Below are 17,986 nucleotides of genomic sequence, written 5' to 3' on the forward strand. Positions count from 1 at the left end.
TGACTAATGTAGCGTGAACTTAAACCTACTGTCAAGAGATTCGCTGGAAAATGTTTTCGATCTCTCTAGATCTCTCACTGAACAAAGCTTTGGGCTTTCTTAAGTGGGGAAGTATGAAACAGTTCGTCTCGTCTTGATAAGAAATTAGAACCTTGACGGCTCCCCGTCCTGAAGTCCGAGGATTCTTGGATCATGGGGAGTCCTACGACTTTACCCTCACCAAAATTCACTGCGATGCGCCCCACCGCTGGGTCAGTTCGGAAATTGAGCAATCTCCTCCTTCCCAGTTCTGACTGCGACTGCTGATTAATCCACCCTAGCCAATCGGTAAATGCACGATAAAAGAACTGCCTTTACCGACTTCAGACTTAATTTGAATAGTGCCGTTATGGGCGTGGACGATCCTCTGGGATAGCTGCAAGCCTAGACCACTTCCGCCTCGTTTGTGTTTGCCCTGAACGAAGCTCTCAAATAGAGTGGCTTGCTCCTCCGGCGGAATGCCATAGCCTGTATCTCTGACTTCGATCCTGACCATTGGAATCCTTAAACCATTCTCAGATTCTTGGTTTGACACTTTGGATAGGTTGATGTTCACAGAGCCTTGATCCGTAAATTTGATGGCATTGCCAATAAGGTTGGTCATAACGCGATTCAGTTCTAGCCGATCGCCTTTGATCATCAAATCCTGGTCGTCATTGGCTTTTTCAAGGTTTAGGGTTAGTCCCTTATCGATCGCCAGTGGAGAGAGCGCCTTCATCACCTCTTCGGTCAGACTGGCTAGATTGACGGGAGAGAACGTCAGCGTTTTACGCCCTGCCTCGTAACGGTAAACTTCTAATAGCATGTTTACCATTGTCAGCAAGTTTTCGTTGCTTCGGATCATGGTAGCGATCGCTTCTTGAATGTCGTCAGACAGGTCGCCCATGACACCTTGAGCCAGCAGATTTAACATGCGATCAGCAGCAACCAGGGGCGTTCTCAGGTCGTGGGTCAGACGGGAAACAAAATCTTCTCGTTGGCGAGCAATCTGGTCACGCTCATCGACGCTGTGTTTAAGTCGCAATAAAGCGCGGACTCGTGCCAAGAGTTCATCAAAGTGGACGGGCTTGCGAATAAAGTCGTCTGCACCTAGATCTAGACCTTGAGCGACACTCGGCTGATCGTAGGCAGTCGTTAGTAAAATTGGCATGAAAGGAAGGGCGCTGTTGTCGCGAATGCGTCGAGTCACCTCGTACCCATCCATACCCGGCATCATGACATCCAGTAGAACCAAGTCAGGCGGCGATTGATTAATTTTATCTAAGGCATCTTTACCACTGTCAGATAACTCAACCTGGTATCCCTCGTCTTGCAGGATGGCTTGAATGAGTAAACAGTTGTCAGGGGTATCATCCACCACCAGAATGCGATCGACTTTGGGCAATTTGGTGAAGGGCGATGAGTTCATACGGGTAGCCGCAGCCAAAGGGCTGAGAATTTTATCAGTCTCTAAGTAATAAACCTTTCTTGGAGTCGCTTTGCGTCCTTCTTTTGAGAGATTTTTAGGGGGGCTTGTCAAAAGCTGTTGAGAGATTGAGCTAAAAGTTCAAGCAACCGTTTTATTAGGGACTGTAAGTTTTGATATAGGCAACCGCTGTTGGCGTAATTTCTTGAATGAGTTGGTTGACTAGAGATTGTTCGTCCTGAGTCCAAATTCTAGAGCATCCAAACACACAAGGCTGCAAAACGCCCCAGAGTTGTCCGTGCTGACATACATGGCCATGAATTAGGGCACGGTGCCCAAAATTTTCTTTCTCAAACTGAGCGTTCAGAATTTCTGGACTGGTCGCTTCCACATCTTCTACAAAGATTGACGGTTCAATCTTTAGAGCAGCCGCAAACATGGGGTCTTCGTCGGGCAAAGAGTCGGGTTCAGGTTTCCAGTCTTCGTCGTAGACCGTGGGAACGCTTGAGTCACGAGTCCAGCAAAAGGGCACTCGGCCCATCTGGGTTTGGGGATTGCGAAGGTAGAAGAAGCAGCGATCGACTTGCAAAAATTCTCCCACAGCAGGCATCAGTGCAGATAAAAAATCTTCTGGGGGTAGGGAAGCGTCAGGCAGCGTCAGAGAGGATGAGATCATTTTGCAGCCTCAAGATCTTTGACAAACGTCCATTCCAGAAGATCACGCGGAGCTTGTTTGAGAGCCTGAGTCAAGCTGGCATCGTCATCATATTTAATTTGTGAGAGGTGAGAAAATTCGACATTGACGGTGAAGCGATCGTCCTCAAAGCACCAAGGCATAACCGTGACCAGTCCATTGGCAGCTTGTTTAATGTCATAACGCTGTCCATCCGGGCCTTTGCTGATTTCAAGAGCGCGTTCGTCTTCTGGAAGTTCTTGCTGACAAAGGATTAGAGAGAGGCGATCGCACCATTGCATGAAGTCATAGGCGCTGGCAGCCTCATCTTTAGAGATACCAAGTTCTTCTCGCCAACGGGTTTGGTTTTCGATTTGCTCATCCAAGAACTGATCTCCCTCTTCTGACTCACCTCGAAAGCCTTCGAGTAGGCGACTCTGGTGCATTGAGTTGAGCAAAGCAACCCAACGACCGCGATATAGAGCGCCTTCCATGTGCTTGCGAAGTAGTTTGTAGTCTGGCCCCTCCTCATTTTGGGTGAAGTCCATCGGGGCACCTGCTTTGGTGATGATGTTCTCCTGCCATTCTCTTTCGAGGTCATCGTGGTGAGACACTGCGGCGATCGTTTCATACAGGCGAGGAGGAGCGTCTTTTCTACGCCATTGTCCACCAAGTTGGGCTGCAAGTAGCGCATGGGCACGGTGATAGATAACGTCCCAGCCGTCTTTTGCGGGATTGACAATCACGATCGTATCTCCTGAGTTGATAGAAGGGTAAAGCTGAATCAGCAGAAACCAGAATAGCTGTACTAAAGGCTTCACAAATCTATCGGACGGTCGAAAATTCGCGTTTTAGGCAGAAGTTGCTTCTAAAGAGGCGAGACGGCCGTCTTCCATGTGTAGGGTGCGATCGGAGAGGTCTAAAATTCGGTTGTCGTGAGTCACAAGCAGAATGGCTGAACCTTGTTTTTTTGCCAAGTCGTGCATGATTTCTACTACGTCTCGCCCCGATTTTTTGTCTAGCGCTGCGGTCGGTTCGTCTGCTAACACGATTTTGGGATTGCAGACCAGGGCACGGGCGATCGCGACTCGTTGTTTCTGTCCGCCAGAAAGTTCGTTGGGGTAATGATGGGCCCAATCGCCCAGTCCAACAGCTTCTAGCATGGCCTCAGCGCGATCGCGAGCTTCACTAGCCGGAATATCGGCATGAAGTTCGATCGACATCTGCACATTTTGCCAAGCTCTGAGTGAGTTTAATAAGTTGTGCGCCTGAAAAATGTAACCAATGTTGCGACGCAGTTCGACCAATTGACCTTCTGAAGAGCCTCGGAGTTCTTGACCTAACACTTTCATGCTGCCTTCTTGGGTCGATCGCAGTGCCCCGATCAAAGTCAGCAAAGTTGTTTTTCCAGACCCTGAAGGGCCCGTCATAATCACCACTTCACCAGGGTCGATCGTCGCCGTTACCTCAAATAAAATCTGCTTTTTTAGGCGACCAGTTCCAAAGTAATGATTGACCTGATCGATCGCGATAATAGGTTCTTGAGACATGGTGAAAGTTTGGGATTTAGAAGATGTCTGCTGGATCAGCGTCTTGAACTTTGCGAACGGCAATAATGCCCGACAACATACACATGATCATTGCCAAAAACAGAACCAAAATCCCCCTCTGTAGCGTCATGTATACAGGTAAAGCCGTTGCATTTTTGGTGAGATTGTAAATACCGATACAAAGCAGATATCCAGGAATATAGCCCATCACCGAGAGAATTAGAGCCTCTTGAAAGACGACCGAAAGCAAGTAGCGATTTTTGTAGCCCATTGCTTTGAGAGTTGCGTATTCTGCCAGGTGATCTGTCACATCTGTGTAGAGAATTTGGTAGACGATCACCGTACCAACGATGAAACCGATTACTGTTCCTAGTGTGAAGATGAAGCCGATCGCAGTGCTGTCTTGCCAGTATTTTCGCTCAAATTCAATAAATGCCTTTTTGGATAAAACTCTGACATCTCCCACTACAAAATCCTCCCTGGCTTGTTCGGGAGTTTTGTTAGGATCAATTCTCTGTTCTCCAGGCAAGTTTTGTTTGAATCGCTCCAATGTTTTCTCTAGGTTGGCACCTGGTTCGAGCTTGATTAAACCGATATCGATCTGCTCTTTCTTTCTAGAAGTGAAGATGCGCTGAAAGTTTAAATCACTGGTGATCAAATTGCCGTCTGCCCCAAAAGAAGCCCCTAATCGAAATAAACCGACGACCTCAATTCGACGGCTTTCAACCTCGGTTTTGATGAATGTGTTAGATGACTTTGACTCCTCAAACTTTGCTGGAATTGGGCCAAACTCAGGACGGGAGGCGCTGTCAAATATTACAACATCTGCTAACCGTAATTTATTCTCACTCGCGTTGACTTCTGGAAGTGAAAATACCTTATCTCCAGGAACCAGTCCGATCACCAAAATACTGCGAGTTTGGGGTTGAGGTGGGCCGTCCCAAAATGGGTTTTTCCAGATACCAAATCCTAGATAAAGAGGGCTAATAGACTCAACACCAGAGAACCCAAGCGATTGGTACAACCGTCGCTGAGGAAATGTCTTCATTGAAATGAGCGCTGTCGATTGAGGGCTAATCAAAAAAATGTCACCCTCCAAACTTTGGTGAAGCGTGATCGCACTCTCAAACAGCGCATCCTGAAAACCCAGTTGCAAAAACATCAAGATCACCGCAAATCCAATGCCTGCTAAAGCGACTAACAGCCGAATCTTTTCACGCTTTAGTTGTAACCAGGCAAGGGGAATCGCAAACATAGAAAAAGTATTTTTGACTGAACTTAGAATTGAACGTTTTTTAAGGAGCGATCGCCACCTTAACCTGTAGATTAGTCAATCCTGCAACTTTTTGGCTGTCATCCAATTTGATTTTGACTTCAACAATTCGAGTATCGGTTTTATCCACTGGATCGGTATTGAGAACTTCGTTTTTACGAATCTGTAAGCCAACTTTATCCACAGTTCCCGTCATTTCTCCAGGAAAGGCATAGCTGGTGATGGTGGCTCTCTGACCAGGTTGCACTTTGCCGATGTAGTTTTCATCTACTTCTGCAACGGCGTACATTTGGCGCGTTCGACCGAGTTCTATAATGCCGTCATTGCCAACCACTTCTCCAGGATCAGCATGAACTTTGAGCACCTGACCCTCGATCGGGGCCCGAACGATCGCTTTATCTAATTCTGTTTTTGCTTTCTGAAAATTGGCCATCGCCACATTCACCTGAGCCTGAGCTTGCTGAATATCTGTCGGACGCACTTCGGCCACGCTGCTCAACTCTTGTCGAGACTGCTCTAGGGCGAGTTTTGCTTGTTCTAATGCTTGTCTGGCTTGATCTTGCTGTTGTGCTCTAGTGTCTCGTGTGAGTTGTCTATTTTGTAGATCAAGTTCGGTAACGGCACCATCCTTAAAGAGTTGTCTGTAGCGATCGTATTCCAATTGGGCGTTTCTCAACTCAGCGTTGGCTTTGAGTAATTCTGCTTCTGCTTTGGGGATTTCTGCATTGGATTTCAGAACGTTTGCCCGTTGAGCATTGATGTCTCCCGGTTTGGCTCCCGCTTGCACTTGGGCGAGTTTGGTTTCTGCCTCTTTGACCTGTGCCTCAGCTTGCATCAAAGACGCATACAGCGTGTCTCCTTGATCCATGACGGCGAGGGGTTGATTTGCCCGCACCTGCATCCCTTCTTTGACGAGCATTTTAGAAACTCGCGCTGTCCCAAAGGCAGAAGGAGCGGCAATCTTGACAACACCGCCTTCAGGCTCCAACCGTCCTAGAGCCGAAATCGCATCGGGATCATCATTGGGCGACGGTGACGCGATCGCAGTAGAAGGACTGGACGAAGGACGCAAAATCGCGTAGGAGAAAATGCCGAAACCCGAAAGCGCAAGCGCGATCGCTGACCCAATCAACACTACTCGGACTCCAGTCGGCTTCATCAAGGGTTTGGAACTCACAAGTCAACTCCTAATCAGCGAGAAAAAATACTTCGATCGGCGCAAGACTCTACCCAACGGATGTATCCAGATTTTATGAAGCCATCATAACTAACTATTAGATGCTTAATAATAGTGATTTTTCTATCGCATCTTTTTGAGAGTCAGTATCCGCTCAATCGACCACGCCGTTTTGTTTCCCTTTCTGCCCATCGAAATAAAAGCAGCCCTAGCCCAAGGTAGGCGGCTCCGTTGAGTAAGGCAAAACTCAGTTGAGTCAGGTCGATCGATTGTTGACGGGCCATCAGATCGCGCAGCAGTCCCGCCCCCGTCGTCATCGGCAAAAATAGACCCACCACTTTCATGGAGCCTGTCCAAGTTTCGCTCGGCACACTCAACAAAAAGAGTAACGCAAACTGAAAGATCCCCAATAGCTGTTGAATTCGTTTGAGCAATAGAGCGAGAGATCCGATCGCAAATGACATCCCATAGGCACCCATGATTACTGAAGCTAATGGGAAAATTAACACAGGTGGAAACGCGAGATATCGTCCTGTCAGCATCATGATTAGAATCAAAATGCTAGAGATTAGAACAAACTGAATCAATAGATCCGCGATCGCTCTAATCAAAAAAACTCGGGGTGCCCCGTATGGCGTGATGAATAGCTGCTCTAATGTTCCTGTTTGGGCTTCATTTTGCAACGTACCAGCAACGCTAAACAGAATAAACGTCACTAGAGACCATAGAACGTAACCGACAATAATTGCATCCAAACGATCGCCAAGCTGCAACCCTGGCCCCGCCACATATTTTGCGCCAAGAAACAGCCCATAGAACAGCGACGTAATGATAAAAATACCCCCGATCGCTTCTGCGGGATAGCGAATAAACTGAATCCAACCCCGACGCAACTCTGCCGAAAACAACTTCAAGCCATTCATCCTTTGACCACCTGCAAGAAAACTTCGGTAAGATTTGCCTGTTCTTTTTCAACCCGAACGATCGACAACGGTTCCAAAACGTGCAAAATTTGGTAGAGCATTTCTGGCTCTCTCAGATGAATAACTTTCTGATCTACCACGCTGCCTAAATGCTGAATCTTGCTGATGCGATCGTCATCCAATTCTTCTGCCAATTCGATGGTGTAACCCGTCCCCGAAAACTGTCGAATTAGTTCTTGAGTGGTTTGCTCGGCGACGATCGTGCCCTGACTGATAATTGCAACTCGATCCGACAGTTCTTCTGCAATATCTAATTGGTGAGTTGTCAACAAAATAGCGCAGCCTTCACGGGCAATTTCTCGCACCAATCGCTTTACCGTTTGCGTCGCTTCGACATCCAATCCTAAAGTCGGCTCATCCAAAAGCAACAACTGAGGTTGATGGATAAGGGCAACGGCGATCGCCAGCTTTTGCTGCATTCCACGAGACAAAGATTGGACGGGCGTTTTGCGTTTGTGGCTGAGTTCAAAGCGATCGAGCAGTTCTCGACCCCGCTGTCTGGCTACTCGACGACCCAAACCTCGCAGTACGCCAAAATATTCCAGGTTTTCTTCGGGCGTGAGTCGCCAATAGAGGTTGCGATTGCCTTCTAAAACAGCTCCCAAAAGTCCTACCGCTCTAGAGTCTCGATGAGGATTTCGTCCCGCGATTTGCACTGTGCCGCGATCGGGCAAAATCAATCCCGCAATCATCTTAATTGTCGTTGTTTTGCCTGCTCCATTAGGCCCCAGAAATGCCAGCACTTCTTGAGTTGTAATTGTCAGTGAAACATCGCGCACCGCTTCGGTCACCTTACCGCTTTGTCGATAAGTTTTTTGCAAGTGCTGCACCTCAAGTAATGGCATGACGATCAATTGCTGAACAGTTTGCTAGATATCTCCCCATGATGACAGACCTGAGATACGCCCTGCGGAGAATTTCGTTTACGGGTTTCTGGAGTATATTAAGAAGCGTAACAAAATCAGAAACAATGGTTGATAATAGGGAAGTCTTATGCATTAAAACTTTCTATCAACTGCTGCCCACTACTCTCTGAGAGGAACTTTTATGACGACATCTTTGCATCTTCAGGCTCCGGCAAACGAATCGCTCATCGCAGCTTTTTTTAAGCAGTCAGAGGGTCAATGGCGATCGGAGCGACGATACTACACGCTGCCTGATGGGGAAGCAAAAGAGATGGTTAGTCTGGTGAGCATTCGTTTTTTGGAGCAGGGCTGTTCTGAGCTTGTTGACTTAGCAAGGTTGCACGGTTTGGAAGACACCACGATTTTGACGTGTGGAGCGGCTGTCACCTGGGATAGTCAAGACTCAGTTTCGGGACAAAAGCAGTCCACAGGCTCGACGCTGTTTGGAGTATTGGGTGAGACGCTGTATCGCGATCGCGGCTTTGCCACCTCCAAGCCTGTTACTGCTGGATTTTACTTCACCAACCCCGAAACACTTTGCTTGAGAACCGAATACAAAGATTCTGTTTTTGAAGAAGAACTAAAACTCGTAGGCAGCAAATACCGAACCCGTCAGACCATTATTTCTCGTGCGGGTGAGCAGCAGATGATCGGTCAATACTTAGAAAAACGACTCGGCTAACGGCTAGTCGCCTACCAAAAACTAATACATCCAGTGCCCAGACAGAAATGTGGCTCAATGTTGAGTCTGTTTTTGCCCTGGGCATTCTATGTTTAAAGCTAACGTGAAGAAATTCTTCTAGCTCATGTATTTTTTATGACGAGACATAAAAGGGCTTGCATTTTAAAGTGATCACTAGGCGCTAAGCGATCGCTGCTCAAATCTATCTTTTGACTGAATTATTATTCTCTCGACTCCACAACACTAAATAGGAAGTCTCTATGTTGTTCTTGTTTGCCATCCATTCCAAAGTCAACCAGAGAAGCGTCTACCAATCGGCTCACGCTTACTGTATAAATCCAACCCCTATGAGTCATCGTCTCGTCAATCTAGCCAGCACTGTTGCTGTAGTTTTGGGCCTGGTTGTCCCTGCTCAAGCCGCCACCATTGACTTTACTGGCACCCTGACTACGCTCTCTGACCCTGGTAATGTGACAGGCTACGATCCCAAAGATTTGAGAAACGCGATCTTTGCGGGCAGTTACACCTTCGATCCGACCACTCCCAACAGTTTTTACTCAACTAGCTTAGATTTTTACAATCCGCCGCCTGCCAATCTGCCTCCTGAGCAGTTTCCTTCGGGGCGCTACGTCCAGCGTGTCGAGAAATTTGCCGTCAATATTGGAAACACCACGATCAACCTGCCCAGTGGAGAAGGAACCGCTTTTTCGCGTCAGTTTGAAAACAGCGACACCGACTCAATCACAGTCAGCACGTTGGTAAAAGGCGCAGCAGCCAGAGAAGGCTACAAAGTGTTTCTCAGTCTTGCAGACTCCACAGGACGATCGCTCTCCTCGGTGTCATCCAACGCAGAATCAACTAGCGTTCCTCAATGGGACAGCAGCTACTTTCAACTATTTCGCACTGGATCAGGGTGCGATCAGACAGTTCCAGCGGATTGCTTGTTTGCAGAAGGTGTGTTGACTTCTCTCAGCGCTCGCAACGCTTCAACCGCCCAACGCTTCACGACTAGATTGACCTCTGACACAGCAGATAACCCTCTGTCTGAGCGCAGAACTCCTGTCCCAGAACCTGCGTCGATCGCCACAATCTTGGGCTTAGGTATATTAGGGGCTGCCCGTCGATTTAAACAGCGCGGTCTAAAAAACTAGTCTCTGCCAGAAATAGTTTTTGTCATAAAATAAACAACTCATCGCTACCTAAGTTTTGCTAAAAGTCGATGAGTAGGATTGTTGTGCGTGGGGCTGTTCCTCAAAATTGGAGCCAGTTCTCGGAATTTGATGTGTCTATTTTGCGTTTAGTTTTGGGTTGATCTAAGGGGAGCGGCGCGATCGAGTCGCTTTGGACAATTTGTTCTTGTTGGCGACAGTCTGAATCTGATTGGTTAAGATCAGTTGATTAAGATCATTGGACGGTTGGGCAAAAAGCGAATAGAAGTGTCTCAATCTCTACGTCTTAATCTTCAGACGACCGTTGATAGGGTTCATAGGAGACTAATAGGGTTCATAGGAGACTAGAAAAAGGGTAGACCCTTGCGGGCAACTCGAAGAGATTGCTTTTTCGTCTCCAGCAGATGCGCTCGGAAGTGAACAGCATGAACGTTCCCTGACAATTCTTAAGCTCAAGTTTGGCGGATTGGGGAATGCCAAAAACTTTACAAAACTTTACAGTTTAAGCTGTTTTCCCCACACAATCCACAGGCATTCCACAGAGATTGAAAGCCTTTTCCACACTTTTTCCACAGGTTGAGAAAAGTTCTCCACAAGTAAATCCCCTCTGATCCGCTTGATTGGTTCTCCTGTGGATAACTTGCTAACAAGTCCAGAGGAACCAGAAAAGAGGGTGCTTGTGTAAACTTATGTAACGAAAAACCGCTTGAAACCCTTATTCATTCGTTAATCAGTTTTTACTCTTAAGCCCACTGTTACAAACTGCAACGTTGATCTTCTGAGACCGATCGCGCAAAATATAGCGACTGACCTGAAGCGCTCAGACCTCCCAAAACTTCGCCTCTGCTAGAAACGGATTTAACAGAGAGCAGTTCTCAGGAGGTCTGGCTTGCGCGAATTTTTCCTGTGTTGATTCACAGGTAGAAGTTCAGATCGTTCCCGCCATTCGTTCAATTCAAGAGGCCTCCTATGGATACCAACGTCAGCATTCTGGTCGAGATTCCTGAAACCCTGCACCAGTCTTTTTTAAGCTATTTAGAAGCACGTCCTGACTGGGATCAAGACCGGGTATTTTCGGCGGCGCTGTCTCTGTTTTTGTTGCAAAACCGCACGACCAACGATCGCCAGACTGCCCGTGTCTACCTCGATTCGCTGTTTAAGCGTCCGCTCGAACAAGTCTAAACGTTTCGTTTTCAACCCCCCTACCACGATCGGGTTATGAGTTACCAAATTTCTGCAACCAAACTTCAAGCTTACAGTCGGTGTCCTTACGCCTACTACCTGCGCTATGAGAGACGGCTCAGTTCTAATGAATTTTTTGGATCTGCGGCTCTAGGGTCTGCACTGCATCAAGCGTTAGCAAAATTTCATCGCGACTGGCACTACAACGAGCCGATTCCAGATGTGCGCTGGGTAAACCGCTGTTGGGATGAGAATTCGGCGGGCTTAAGTCCAACGCAAATTGTTGAAGGGCGAGATATTTTAGAGGGCTACTATCAAAAGTTTGTGGCGGGTGAGTCGTCGCTGCGACAGCCGTTGGCCGTGGAGGGCAAAATTCAGGCTTATCTACAAGTCGAGAATCTAGAGTTTTGCATCACCGGACGATACGATCGCATCGACTACTTAAAAGACGGACTGGAACTAATTGATTACAAGTCGAGCCGAGAATTTAAGCTGCCGGACGCGGATGAGATGGATCTGCAAATTGGTCTATATTATTTGGCGTTAGAGCAAACCTATCAGCAAAGCTTGAAATACTTGAGTCTCTTGTTTTTGAGAACAGGTGAGATGGTGCGCTATCGAGCGACTCGCAAACATAAAAAACAGGTACAGCAGGTCATTTCTCATTTGGCGGTGCGATTGCGCCATGACCAAACCTGGGAGCCGACCCCAAATAAACAGTGCGATCGCTGCTCTTATGCCCGTTATTGTCCCGCTGTCTCTAGCGAACCGTTACCCCTTCCTGCCTCATTAGGAGCCTCTCCTGAATTACAACTCGCCCTCAGCCTCTAATGTGACGAATCTTTTTCGTTAAATCTAACAAGCCCCTCAACTTATTGAGCGAACCGAATCGATCGGTTCGCTTTTTTAATGTAAATCAATATCTATCGCCACACTCGATTGATGGCTCATCAAACTCAACACTGATCGCAAAGATGGCGATCGCTTGTGATCTTCTACAACTGACATCAAACGGTTATTAAGCACTTCCCCCGGAGATTGATGAGTTATACCAACTTGATCTTTGAGTGTCATTTCTACACTAGCGATCGCTCCAATGCATAAAGTTAGCACTGGCAACTGATAAAGAGTCTAACCATCTCTACTTCTCTTGGCCATGCGTTCTATCAGGCATCAACTAATCTATTGGTTTGCTCTAAATTTTGACTTGATTAGAGAAGAGTCCGGCTGGGTTATTTTACCGAGATCTGGTCAAGGTTGTCTTTTGCTCTTGCTAGTGTTCCTGCCATTTGTGCTGCTCTCTTTTGGCTACACAATCTTTCTGATTTTCAAAGTTTATCCTATTGTCTATTCCACTCTGATGACTCGGTTGGGCCTTGCGTCTGGGCTGGGTTTGCCGCTTGTAATTACAGCTTTTCTTGGGTGCTTTATCAATTTGCCACTTTTCATCTTGACTAGGCATAATCCATTAGGACAAAGAAGCATCGAACTCCTGCCGCTCTGGTTGTTAAAACGCTGGGCTTCAGTTTCCGATAGAACTCGATCTCAATCTTATGGTTACATTGGCATAAATTTAGCTGGGGGATTGATTCCGATCGTCCTGGCACTTTATCAATTTCATCGCGTTCAATCACTAACTATTTTGATCGTGACTGCGATCGTCACCTCCATCAGCTACTTTCTCGTGACGGTCATTCCAGGAAAAGGCATTGTGACTCGACGACCAAGATTTTGGCTGATCACAACGATCGCTGCTCTGTCAGCAATGGCTTTGGTGTCTGGGGGAGTCGATCGCGCTTCTGTGGCGTTTGCGGGAGGAGTTTTGGGAACGACGATCGGGGCTGATCTGCTTCATCTCAAGGATGTCCGCCCTGAAAATGCAGGATCTCCTCTCAGCATTGGAGGAGCAGGCTTTGATGATGGGATCGTTCAGTGTGGTCTGTGTGCCCTGATCATTGCAGAATGGCTGCCTGCGGTAGTGGGCTATGTGTTGGGGAATTTTTAGTATTCCTGTCATATTCCTGTCAGATTCTTCTGAGACAATTATTCCACGTTGCCTTGGGCTACGGGGCGTAGAGAAATTAGGGTGCTACAGCTCCTGCAATGATTTCAATGCAAACAATTTGATAAATCATGTAGGATCTCTGTAGCGGCTTGAATTCTTAATGTTTAATTAATCTTTCTAGCAGCTTTTTTGTCCCAGTTCTATTGCTTGTTTATTTGAGTTCTGTGCGATCGCTCACTGCAACGTTTGAAGTCTGCTTTGTCCTCTAACCCTCGATCGGTCACAAATCATGGAATCTTCCAACGCTCAAGATCAGCCTATTACTCCGACGCAAACGACAGAATCCCCTGATCCCAACCGTCGCAAGCCCTGGATCTGGTTCGTGTGTGCGATTGCTCTGACGACTAGCGGACTGGTTGCCTGGCGATGGTTTAGTCCAGCGGGAACTGCTCGACCTGCGGTGGCTCAACCTCAAAAACAACCGCCTCGCGCCGTCGAAACCGTTCAACTTGCTGCGGGAACTGCCAGTCGGAGTGTGCAGCTATTGGGACAGGTCGAAGCCAGCCAACAATCGACGATTCGCGCTCAAACAGGCGGCATTGTTGAAGAAATTCGAGTACAGCCCGGCGATCGCGTCACAGCGGGGATGACGATCGCGGTTCTTGATGACGCTGACCAACAGTTAGGCATTTCTCAGGCACGGGCCCAACTGGCTCAACAGCGCAGTAACTTAGCTCGGCTCGAAGTCGGGACACGACCCGAAATCATTGCTCAACGACAGGCGGCCGTCAGTGCAGCCAAAGCGCGAGAGCGAGAAGCCCAAGACAACTTACAGAGAACCAACAGCCTCGTCAGAGAAGGGGCCATTTCTCAACGGCTACTCGTCGAAGCCAAATCCGCAGTCGATGCAGCAAAGGGAGAACGACTTGAGGCAGAAGCGGAACTAGCAGAAGCAAAAGCGGGCGTGATTCGCGAAGAAATCGATGCTCAAAAAGCCAATGTTGCAGCGGCTCAAGCAAGCTTAAATCAGGCAGAACTCGCCCAACAACGCACCCAAATTGTCGCCGCCGAATCGGGAATTGTACAAACTCGACACATCAGCCGAGGCGATCTGGTGCAGAGTTCAGGTCAGGTGGTAACGCTAGTTTCGAGTGATCAGTTCGACGTGTTTTTAGAATTGCCCGAAGACTTGAGCGGCAGCGTTTCGCCAGGAATGCCGATCGCTCTCACCACCCGCGCTTTACCCAACTGGAAAGGACAAACCAAAATTACCGCCGTGGTGCCTTCTGCGGACAGTGCTTCGAGGCGACAAAGAGTGAGAGTTCAGTTGACCAATCCGCCCAAAGGACTGCTGCCTGGAATGGCGATCGCGGGCACATTGACCCTGCCTTCCAATCGATCGAACTTCGTCGTTTCTCGCGATGTGTTAACGCGCCGACAAAATCAGTGGCTTGTGTTTACGATTGCTGATGGGAAAGCAAAGCCAACTCCTGTGGAAATGGTTTCTGACATGGGAGAGAAAGTCGCGATTTACAGTAACGAATTGAAATCAGGACAAGCGATCGTGATTCGCGGTGGAGACGGTTTGAATGAAGGAATGCCAGTCAAAGTCGTAGGAGACAAGTCATGAAATTGATTGAAACCGCCGTCCGCTGGCGACACGGAACCTTTGTGCTGTTTTGCTTGTTAGCGTTGCTGGGTGTGTTCTCTTTGCTGAGACTACCGTTAGAATTGCAGCCTGGAGGCGATCGCCCCGAAATCACCATCAACACTGTTTATCCGGGTGCCGGGCCGTCTGAAGTTGAAGATTTGATCACGCGCCCGATCGAAGAACAGATGGAAGAAGTGCTAGGCGTTAAAGAAATCAGCAGTGCGTCTCGTGCGGGACGAAGTGCCATTACATTGGAATTTCAAGAAGGCACGAATGTGAACGATCGCTTAGTGGATGTCATCAACCGTCTGCAACAGGTGCAGAGTCTCCCTCCCGAAGCGCAAGAATCGAATGTGGAATTAGTGGGCGGCAACAGTTCGCCGATGATGTGGATTCCGTTTGATACCAGGGATGGGTTTGAGCCAAATCCCGATCGCTACCGTGACCTGGCCGAAGAAGTCGTCTTGCCGAGGTTGCGTCGGATTCAAGGCGTAGGGCAATTCATTGTAGTGGGCGGTCGGCTGCGCGAAGTTGAAGTCAAAATCGATCCCAAAGCCTTGTCTGATCGTAATCTGACGATCGGGGATGTAGTGCGCGTGTTGCGAGAAAACAATCGAGACATCCGGGGCGGGCCCCTGGAACTAGGACGACGGGAATATCGGGTTCGCACCCTGAGTCGATCGCAGGACATCGATCAGATTGCTGGATTTGTACTAAGACGCGATCCGAGTGGAATTGTCTACATTCGCGATGTGGCACAGGTGCAAATGGGACGCAAGCTTCAGGATAGTGCGCTGTTGTTTAAAGATAAGCCTGCGGTGGCGGTCGGGATCATTCGGCAGATTGGCGCAAACGTCCCAGAAGTCTCAAAAGGCGTGAGAGCGGCGATTACAGACCTACAGGAACAGTTCGATCGTCAAAATGAAGGCATTCGCTTTGTCTATAACTATGATGAGAGCGAATACATTAACCAATCTATTACCTTTGTTCAAGAAAACCTGATCGGAGGTGCATTATTAGCAACAGCCGTTCTCGTATTATTTTTGGGTTCCATGCGAACCGTTGCCGTCATTGCTATTACCATTCCAATTTCGTCGGTCATGATCTTCACAGTCATGGCACTGTTGGGACGCTCTCTGAATATTATTAGCCTGGCCGGATTGGCCTTTTCGGTTGGCATGGTCGTGGATAACTCGATCGTCGTGATCGAAAACGTCTTTACTCACATGCAGCAGGGCAAGAATGCGTTTCGAGCGGCGATCGACGGGACGCAAGAAGTCTGGGGCGCGATGCTCGGTTCCACTTTGTCCAACGTGGTCGTCTTCATTCCCTTACTAGTGGTGACGGGTGAAGCGGGACAACTCTATGCAGACATGGCGATTACGCTGTCTTGTTCAGCGATCTTCTCGCTAGTGGCGGCGATTACTTTAGTTCCGATGCTCTCTGGCTTGTTTCTCAAAGAATCGGAAGCCATGCAGATGATGGAAGGTGGGGAATATCGCGGCGGCAATTGGTTTGAGCGATCGATTGCCAAATGTTCTGCGGTGTTTCGCCACTTCCAGGGCAAGCTCGAAGCCTTTTTGTCTAAGACGGTGCGCTGGTCGATCGGGCGAGGCAGAATGGGCCGTCGGCTGCTCGTTCTTTCGATTCCCGTCTCTCTGTTGGTTGCCAGCTTTTTTCTCCTGCCGCCTGCCGACTATCTGCCCGAAGGCAACCGCAACCTGATTCAGTGGCGCTCAGAACCCTTACCAGGAACCAGTATTGCAGAGTCGATTCGCCAATCGGAGCCAGTCCGAGCCTTTATTAGAGCGCAGCCGGAAGTCGATCGTGTCATGTTTGTCGATCGTCCTGGGGCATTGCGGGCGATCGCGGCGATTCTCAAGCCAGAATTTGCGACGACTCAGGGATTGGCCGACATGGTAAATCGGTTTCGCGCTGCGAGTAACAACTTCGCTGGATATCGGTTTATGGTGCCAGTTCGACCCTCAATCTTTCGCGACCCCGGCAAGGAATTTGAGGTAGATATTGTCGGATCTGACCTGACCCAGTTGAGCAACGTCGAGAAAGAAATCACGGGCAAACTTCGCGCCTTTAATGGCATTCGCAATGTGCGATCGAACTTTGTCATGGGTGCCGGAGAGCTTCAGGTCATTCCCAACCGAGAACGGCTGGCCGAAGTTGGGCTTTCTGAATCTGAGGTGGGTTCTGTCGTCGAAGCGGCTCTAGGCGGTCGTCTTGCATCAGACTTTATCGACGGCAAAGAAGAATTGGATGTCTCGGTCGAGCTACAAAATACCTTTGTGCAAACCCCCGAACAGTTACGCCAATTGCCCCTCTACGCGAGAGGAAGACGAGTACAACTCAGCGACGTTGCCGAAGTGCGAGAAGCCACCGGAGCCGATGTGATCAATCACGTTGATTTGGAGCGATCGATTACCCTCACCGCTTCGCTCAATCCGGATGCTCCGTTAGCGGCGATCGTTCAACGGGCCGAAGAGGAAGCACTCGCGCCCTTACGAGCCAATCTGCCTGCTGGTGCTCGATTAGAACTCGCTGGCACGGCTGACCAACTAGCCACAACGGTTTCTCAGTTAGCGACTGCTTTCTTGTTGTCGATTTTGATCACCTACCTATTACTGGTCGCGTTGTATAAGTCATTTCTCTACCCAGTCGTAATTATGGCAACAATTCCGATGGGAATGAGTGGCGCACTGTTGAGTCTAGTAATCGCGAATCGAATTCCCGGTGTGTCTGCGGCGTTAGATATGATTACTGCGTTGGGATTCCTGATCTTGACGGGAGTCGTGGTTAATAATGCGATTTTATTGGTCGATCGGGCCCTACAGCTTCAGGAACAAGGAGTTGACTACGACACCTCGCTCTATCAGGCAACTCAAGATCGATTACGCGCCATTTTTATGTCTGCGGGAACCAGCGTCTTGGGAATGTTGCCTCTCGCTATCTTACCCGGTCAAGGCTCAGAACTCTATCAAGGATTGGGCATTGTTTTAACGGGCGGACTTGCTTTCTCCACCATTCTCACGCCCACCGTTGTACCCGCCTTGATGGGGCTGTTGCGCGACTTTTCGGGTGCAAGATCTAAGTCCAGTCAGCCTGCCGAAGTCATCGAGGAATCCGTCCCTTCGAGCTACCCGCAAGGAGTCGCCACGTCCAAAGTCGATGTTTGAAGTCTCAAAGTTCACACAAAATTGAGAGAAGGCGAAGGCTCTGAGCAACCATTTAAGAGTCAGTTTTGGATGGAGGAGAAGACCATTCGCAAAAGCCATCGATA

Annotated in this window: 16 protein-coding genes; 7 read left to right on the top strand and 9 right to left on the bottom strand. The window is 48.6% G+C overall.

What is annotated here, in order from left to right:
* Window positions 1-316: 316 nt before the first annotated feature.
* From ACJ2PR_RS23500 to ACJ2PR_RS23535, 8 genes are all read right to left on the bottom strand, one after another.
* A complete protein-coding gene (locus ACJ2PR_RS23500; RefSeq protein WP_446878770.1) occupies window positions 317-1,447 on the bottom strand; it encodes a sensor histidine kinase in 1,131 nt (376 codons plus the stop codon).
* A 154-nt stretch (window positions 1,448-1,601) separates the two neighbouring features.
* Window positions 1,602-2,120: a GAF domain-containing protein gene (locus ACJ2PR_RS23505; RefSeq protein ID WP_446878771.1), complete on the bottom strand. Its 519-nt coding sequence runs from the start codon at window positions 2,118-2,120 to the stop codon at window positions 1,602-1,604.
* Entirely contained in the window at window positions 2,117-2,938 is an 822-nt protein-coding gene (locus tag ACJ2PR_RS23510) for a DUF3891 family protein (RefSeq protein WP_446878772.1), read from the bottom strand. Before ACJ2PR_RS23510 ends, ACJ2PR_RS23505 begins: the two co-directional genes overlap by 4 nt.
* Window positions 2,939-2,968: 30 nt before the next feature.
* Window positions 2,969-3,667, bottom strand: a complete 699-nt coding sequence (locus tag ACJ2PR_RS23515) for a DevA family ABC transporter ATP-binding protein (protein WP_446861696.1) — start codon at window positions 3,665-3,667, stop codon at window positions 2,969-2,971.
* Window positions 3,668-3,683: 16 nt separating this feature from the next.
* The gene (locus ACJ2PR_RS23520; protein ID WP_446868259.1) at window positions 3,684-4,922 is read right to left on the bottom strand and encodes an FtsX-like permease family protein; all 1,239 of its coding nucleotides are present in this window, start codon (window positions 4,920-4,922) and stop codon (window positions 3,684-3,686) included.
* A 40-nt stretch (window positions 4,923-4,962) separates the two neighbouring features.
* Window positions 4,963-6,117: an ABC exporter membrane fusion protein gene (locus ACJ2PR_RS23525; RefSeq protein WP_446878773.1), complete on the bottom strand. Its 1,155-nt coding sequence runs from the start codon at window positions 6,115-6,117 to the stop codon at window positions 4,963-4,965.
* 143 nt (window positions 6,118-6,260) lie between these two features.
* Entirely contained in the window at window positions 6,261-7,040 is a 780-nt protein-coding gene (locus ACJ2PR_RS23530) for an ABC transporter permease (RefSeq protein WP_446861693.1), read from the bottom strand.
* Complete coding sequence (locus tag ACJ2PR_RS23535) at window positions 7,037-7,945, bottom strand: ATP-binding cassette domain-containing protein (RefSeq protein ID WP_446868256.1); 909 nt, start codon at window positions 7,943-7,945, stop codon at window positions 7,037-7,039. Before ACJ2PR_RS23535 ends, ACJ2PR_RS23530 begins: the two co-directional genes overlap by 4 nt.
* A gap of 202 nt (window positions 7,946-8,147) precedes the next feature.
* Here ACJ2PR_RS23535 and ACJ2PR_RS23540 point away from each other — a divergent pair, with 202 nt between their 5' ends.
* From ACJ2PR_RS23540 to ACJ2PR_RS23555, 4 genes are all read left to right on the top strand, one after another.
* Window positions 8,148-8,687: a phycobiliprotein lyase gene (locus tag ACJ2PR_RS23540; RefSeq protein WP_446878774.1), complete on the top strand. Its 540-nt coding sequence runs from the start codon at window positions 8,148-8,150 to the stop codon at window positions 8,685-8,687.
* Window positions 8,688-8,947: 260 nt separating this feature from the next.
* Window positions 8,948-9,838, top strand: a complete 891-nt coding sequence (locus ACJ2PR_RS23545; RefSeq protein ID WP_446878775.1) for a PEP-CTERM sorting domain-containing protein — start codon at window positions 8,948-8,950, stop codon at window positions 9,836-9,838.
* 987 nt (window positions 9,839-10,825) lie between these two features.
* Complete coding sequence (locus tag ACJ2PR_RS23550) at window positions 10,826-11,038, top strand: DUF2811 domain-containing protein (RefSeq protein ID WP_446861689.1); 213 nt, start codon at window positions 10,826-10,828, stop codon at window positions 11,036-11,038.
* Window positions 11,039-11,074: 36 nt separating this feature from the next.
* Complete coding sequence (locus tag ACJ2PR_RS23555) at window positions 11,075-11,869, top strand: RecB family exonuclease (protein ID WP_446861688.1); 795 nt, start codon at window positions 11,075-11,077, stop codon at window positions 11,867-11,869.
* Window positions 11,870-11,944: 75 nt separating this feature from the next.
* Here the strand turns inward: ACJ2PR_RS23555 and ACJ2PR_RS23560 are convergent, their stop codons facing one another.
* On the bottom strand, window positions 11,945-12,151 hold the full coding sequence (locus ACJ2PR_RS23560) for a hypothetical protein (protein ID WP_446878776.1): 207 nt from the start codon (window positions 12,149-12,151) through the stop codon (window positions 11,945-11,947).
* Window positions 12,152-12,398: 247 nt separating this feature from the next.
* Between ACJ2PR_RS23560 and ACJ2PR_RS23565 the strand changes: the two genes are divergently transcribed.
* The 3 genes from ACJ2PR_RS23565 to ACJ2PR_RS23575 all read left to right on the top strand — a co-directional run bounded on the left by ACJ2PR_RS23565 (window position 12,399) and on the right by ACJ2PR_RS23575 (window position 17,882).
* Window positions 12,399-13,043 (top strand): DUF1614 domain-containing protein, encoded by a 645-nt coding sequence (locus tag ACJ2PR_RS23565; RefSeq protein WP_446878777.1) that lies wholly within the window; start codon window positions 12,399-12,401, stop codon window positions 13,041-13,043.
* Window positions 13,044-13,332: 289 nt separating this feature from the next.
* Window positions 13,333-14,673: an efflux RND transporter periplasmic adaptor subunit gene (locus tag ACJ2PR_RS23570; protein WP_446861686.1), complete on the top strand. Its 1,341-nt coding sequence runs from the start codon at window positions 13,333-13,335 to the stop codon at window positions 14,671-14,673.
* Window positions 14,670-17,882: an efflux RND transporter permease subunit gene (locus tag ACJ2PR_RS23575; protein ID WP_446878778.1), complete on the top strand. Its 3,213-nt coding sequence runs from the start codon at window positions 14,670-14,672 to the stop codon at window positions 17,880-17,882. The genes ACJ2PR_RS23570 and ACJ2PR_RS23575 overlap by 4 nt, the downstream gene beginning before the upstream one ends.
* The last annotated feature ends 104 nt before the right edge of the window (window positions 17,883-17,986 follow it).

Source organism: Phormidesmis sp. 146-33 (genome assembly GCF_052939515.1).

Bases quoted from the DNA above. Each gene is read 5' to 3' on its own strand.
- ACJ2PR_RS23550 (WP_446861689.1), top strand. From the start codon at position 10,826: ATGGATACCAACGTCAGCATTCTGGTCGAGATTCCTGAAACCCTGCAC.
- ACJ2PR_RS23500 (WP_446878770.1), bottom strand. From the start codon at position 1,447: ATGAACTCATCGCCCTTCACCAAATTGCCCAAAGTCGATCGCATTCTG.
- ACJ2PR_RS23530 (WP_446861693.1), bottom strand. From the start codon at position 7,040: ATGAATGGCTTGAAGTTGTTTTCGGCAGAGTTGCGTCGGGGTTGGATT.
- ACJ2PR_RS23575 (WP_446878778.1), top strand. From the start codon at position 14,670: ATGAAATTGATTGAAACCGCCGTCCGCTGGCGACACGGAACCTTTGTG.
- ACJ2PR_RS23520 (WP_446868259.1), bottom strand. From the start codon at position 4,922: ATGTTTGCGATTCCCCTTGCCTGGTTACAACTAAAGCGTGAAAAGATT.
- ACJ2PR_RS23565 (WP_446878777.1), top strand. From the start codon at position 12,399: ATGACTCGGTTGGGCCTTGCGTCTGGGCTGGGTTTGCCGCTTGTAATT.
- ACJ2PR_RS23570 (WP_446861686.1), top strand. From the start codon at position 13,333: ATGGAATCTTCCAACGCTCAAGATCAGCCTATTACTCCGACGCAAACG.
- ACJ2PR_RS23505 (WP_446878771.1), bottom strand. From the start codon at position 2,120: ATGATCTCATCCTCTCTGACGCTGCCTGACGCTTCCCTACCCCCAGAA.
- ACJ2PR_RS23515 (WP_446861696.1), bottom strand. From the start codon at position 3,667: ATGTCTCAAGAACCTATTATCGCGATCGATCAGGTCAATCATTACTTT.
- ACJ2PR_RS23545 (WP_446878775.1), top strand. From the start codon at position 8,948: ATGTTGTTCTTGTTTGCCATCCATTCCAAAGTCAACCAGAGAAGCGTC.
- ACJ2PR_RS23540 (WP_446878774.1), top strand. From the start codon at position 8,148: ATGACGACATCTTTGCATCTTCAGGCTCCGGCAAACGAATCGCTCATC.
- ACJ2PR_RS23555 (WP_446861688.1), top strand. From the start codon at position 11,075: ATGAGTTACCAAATTTCTGCAACCAAACTTCAAGCTTACAGTCGGTGT.
- ACJ2PR_RS23535 (WP_446868256.1), bottom strand. From the start codon at position 7,945: ATGCCATTACTTGAGGTGCAGCACTTGCAAAAAACTTATCGACAAAGC.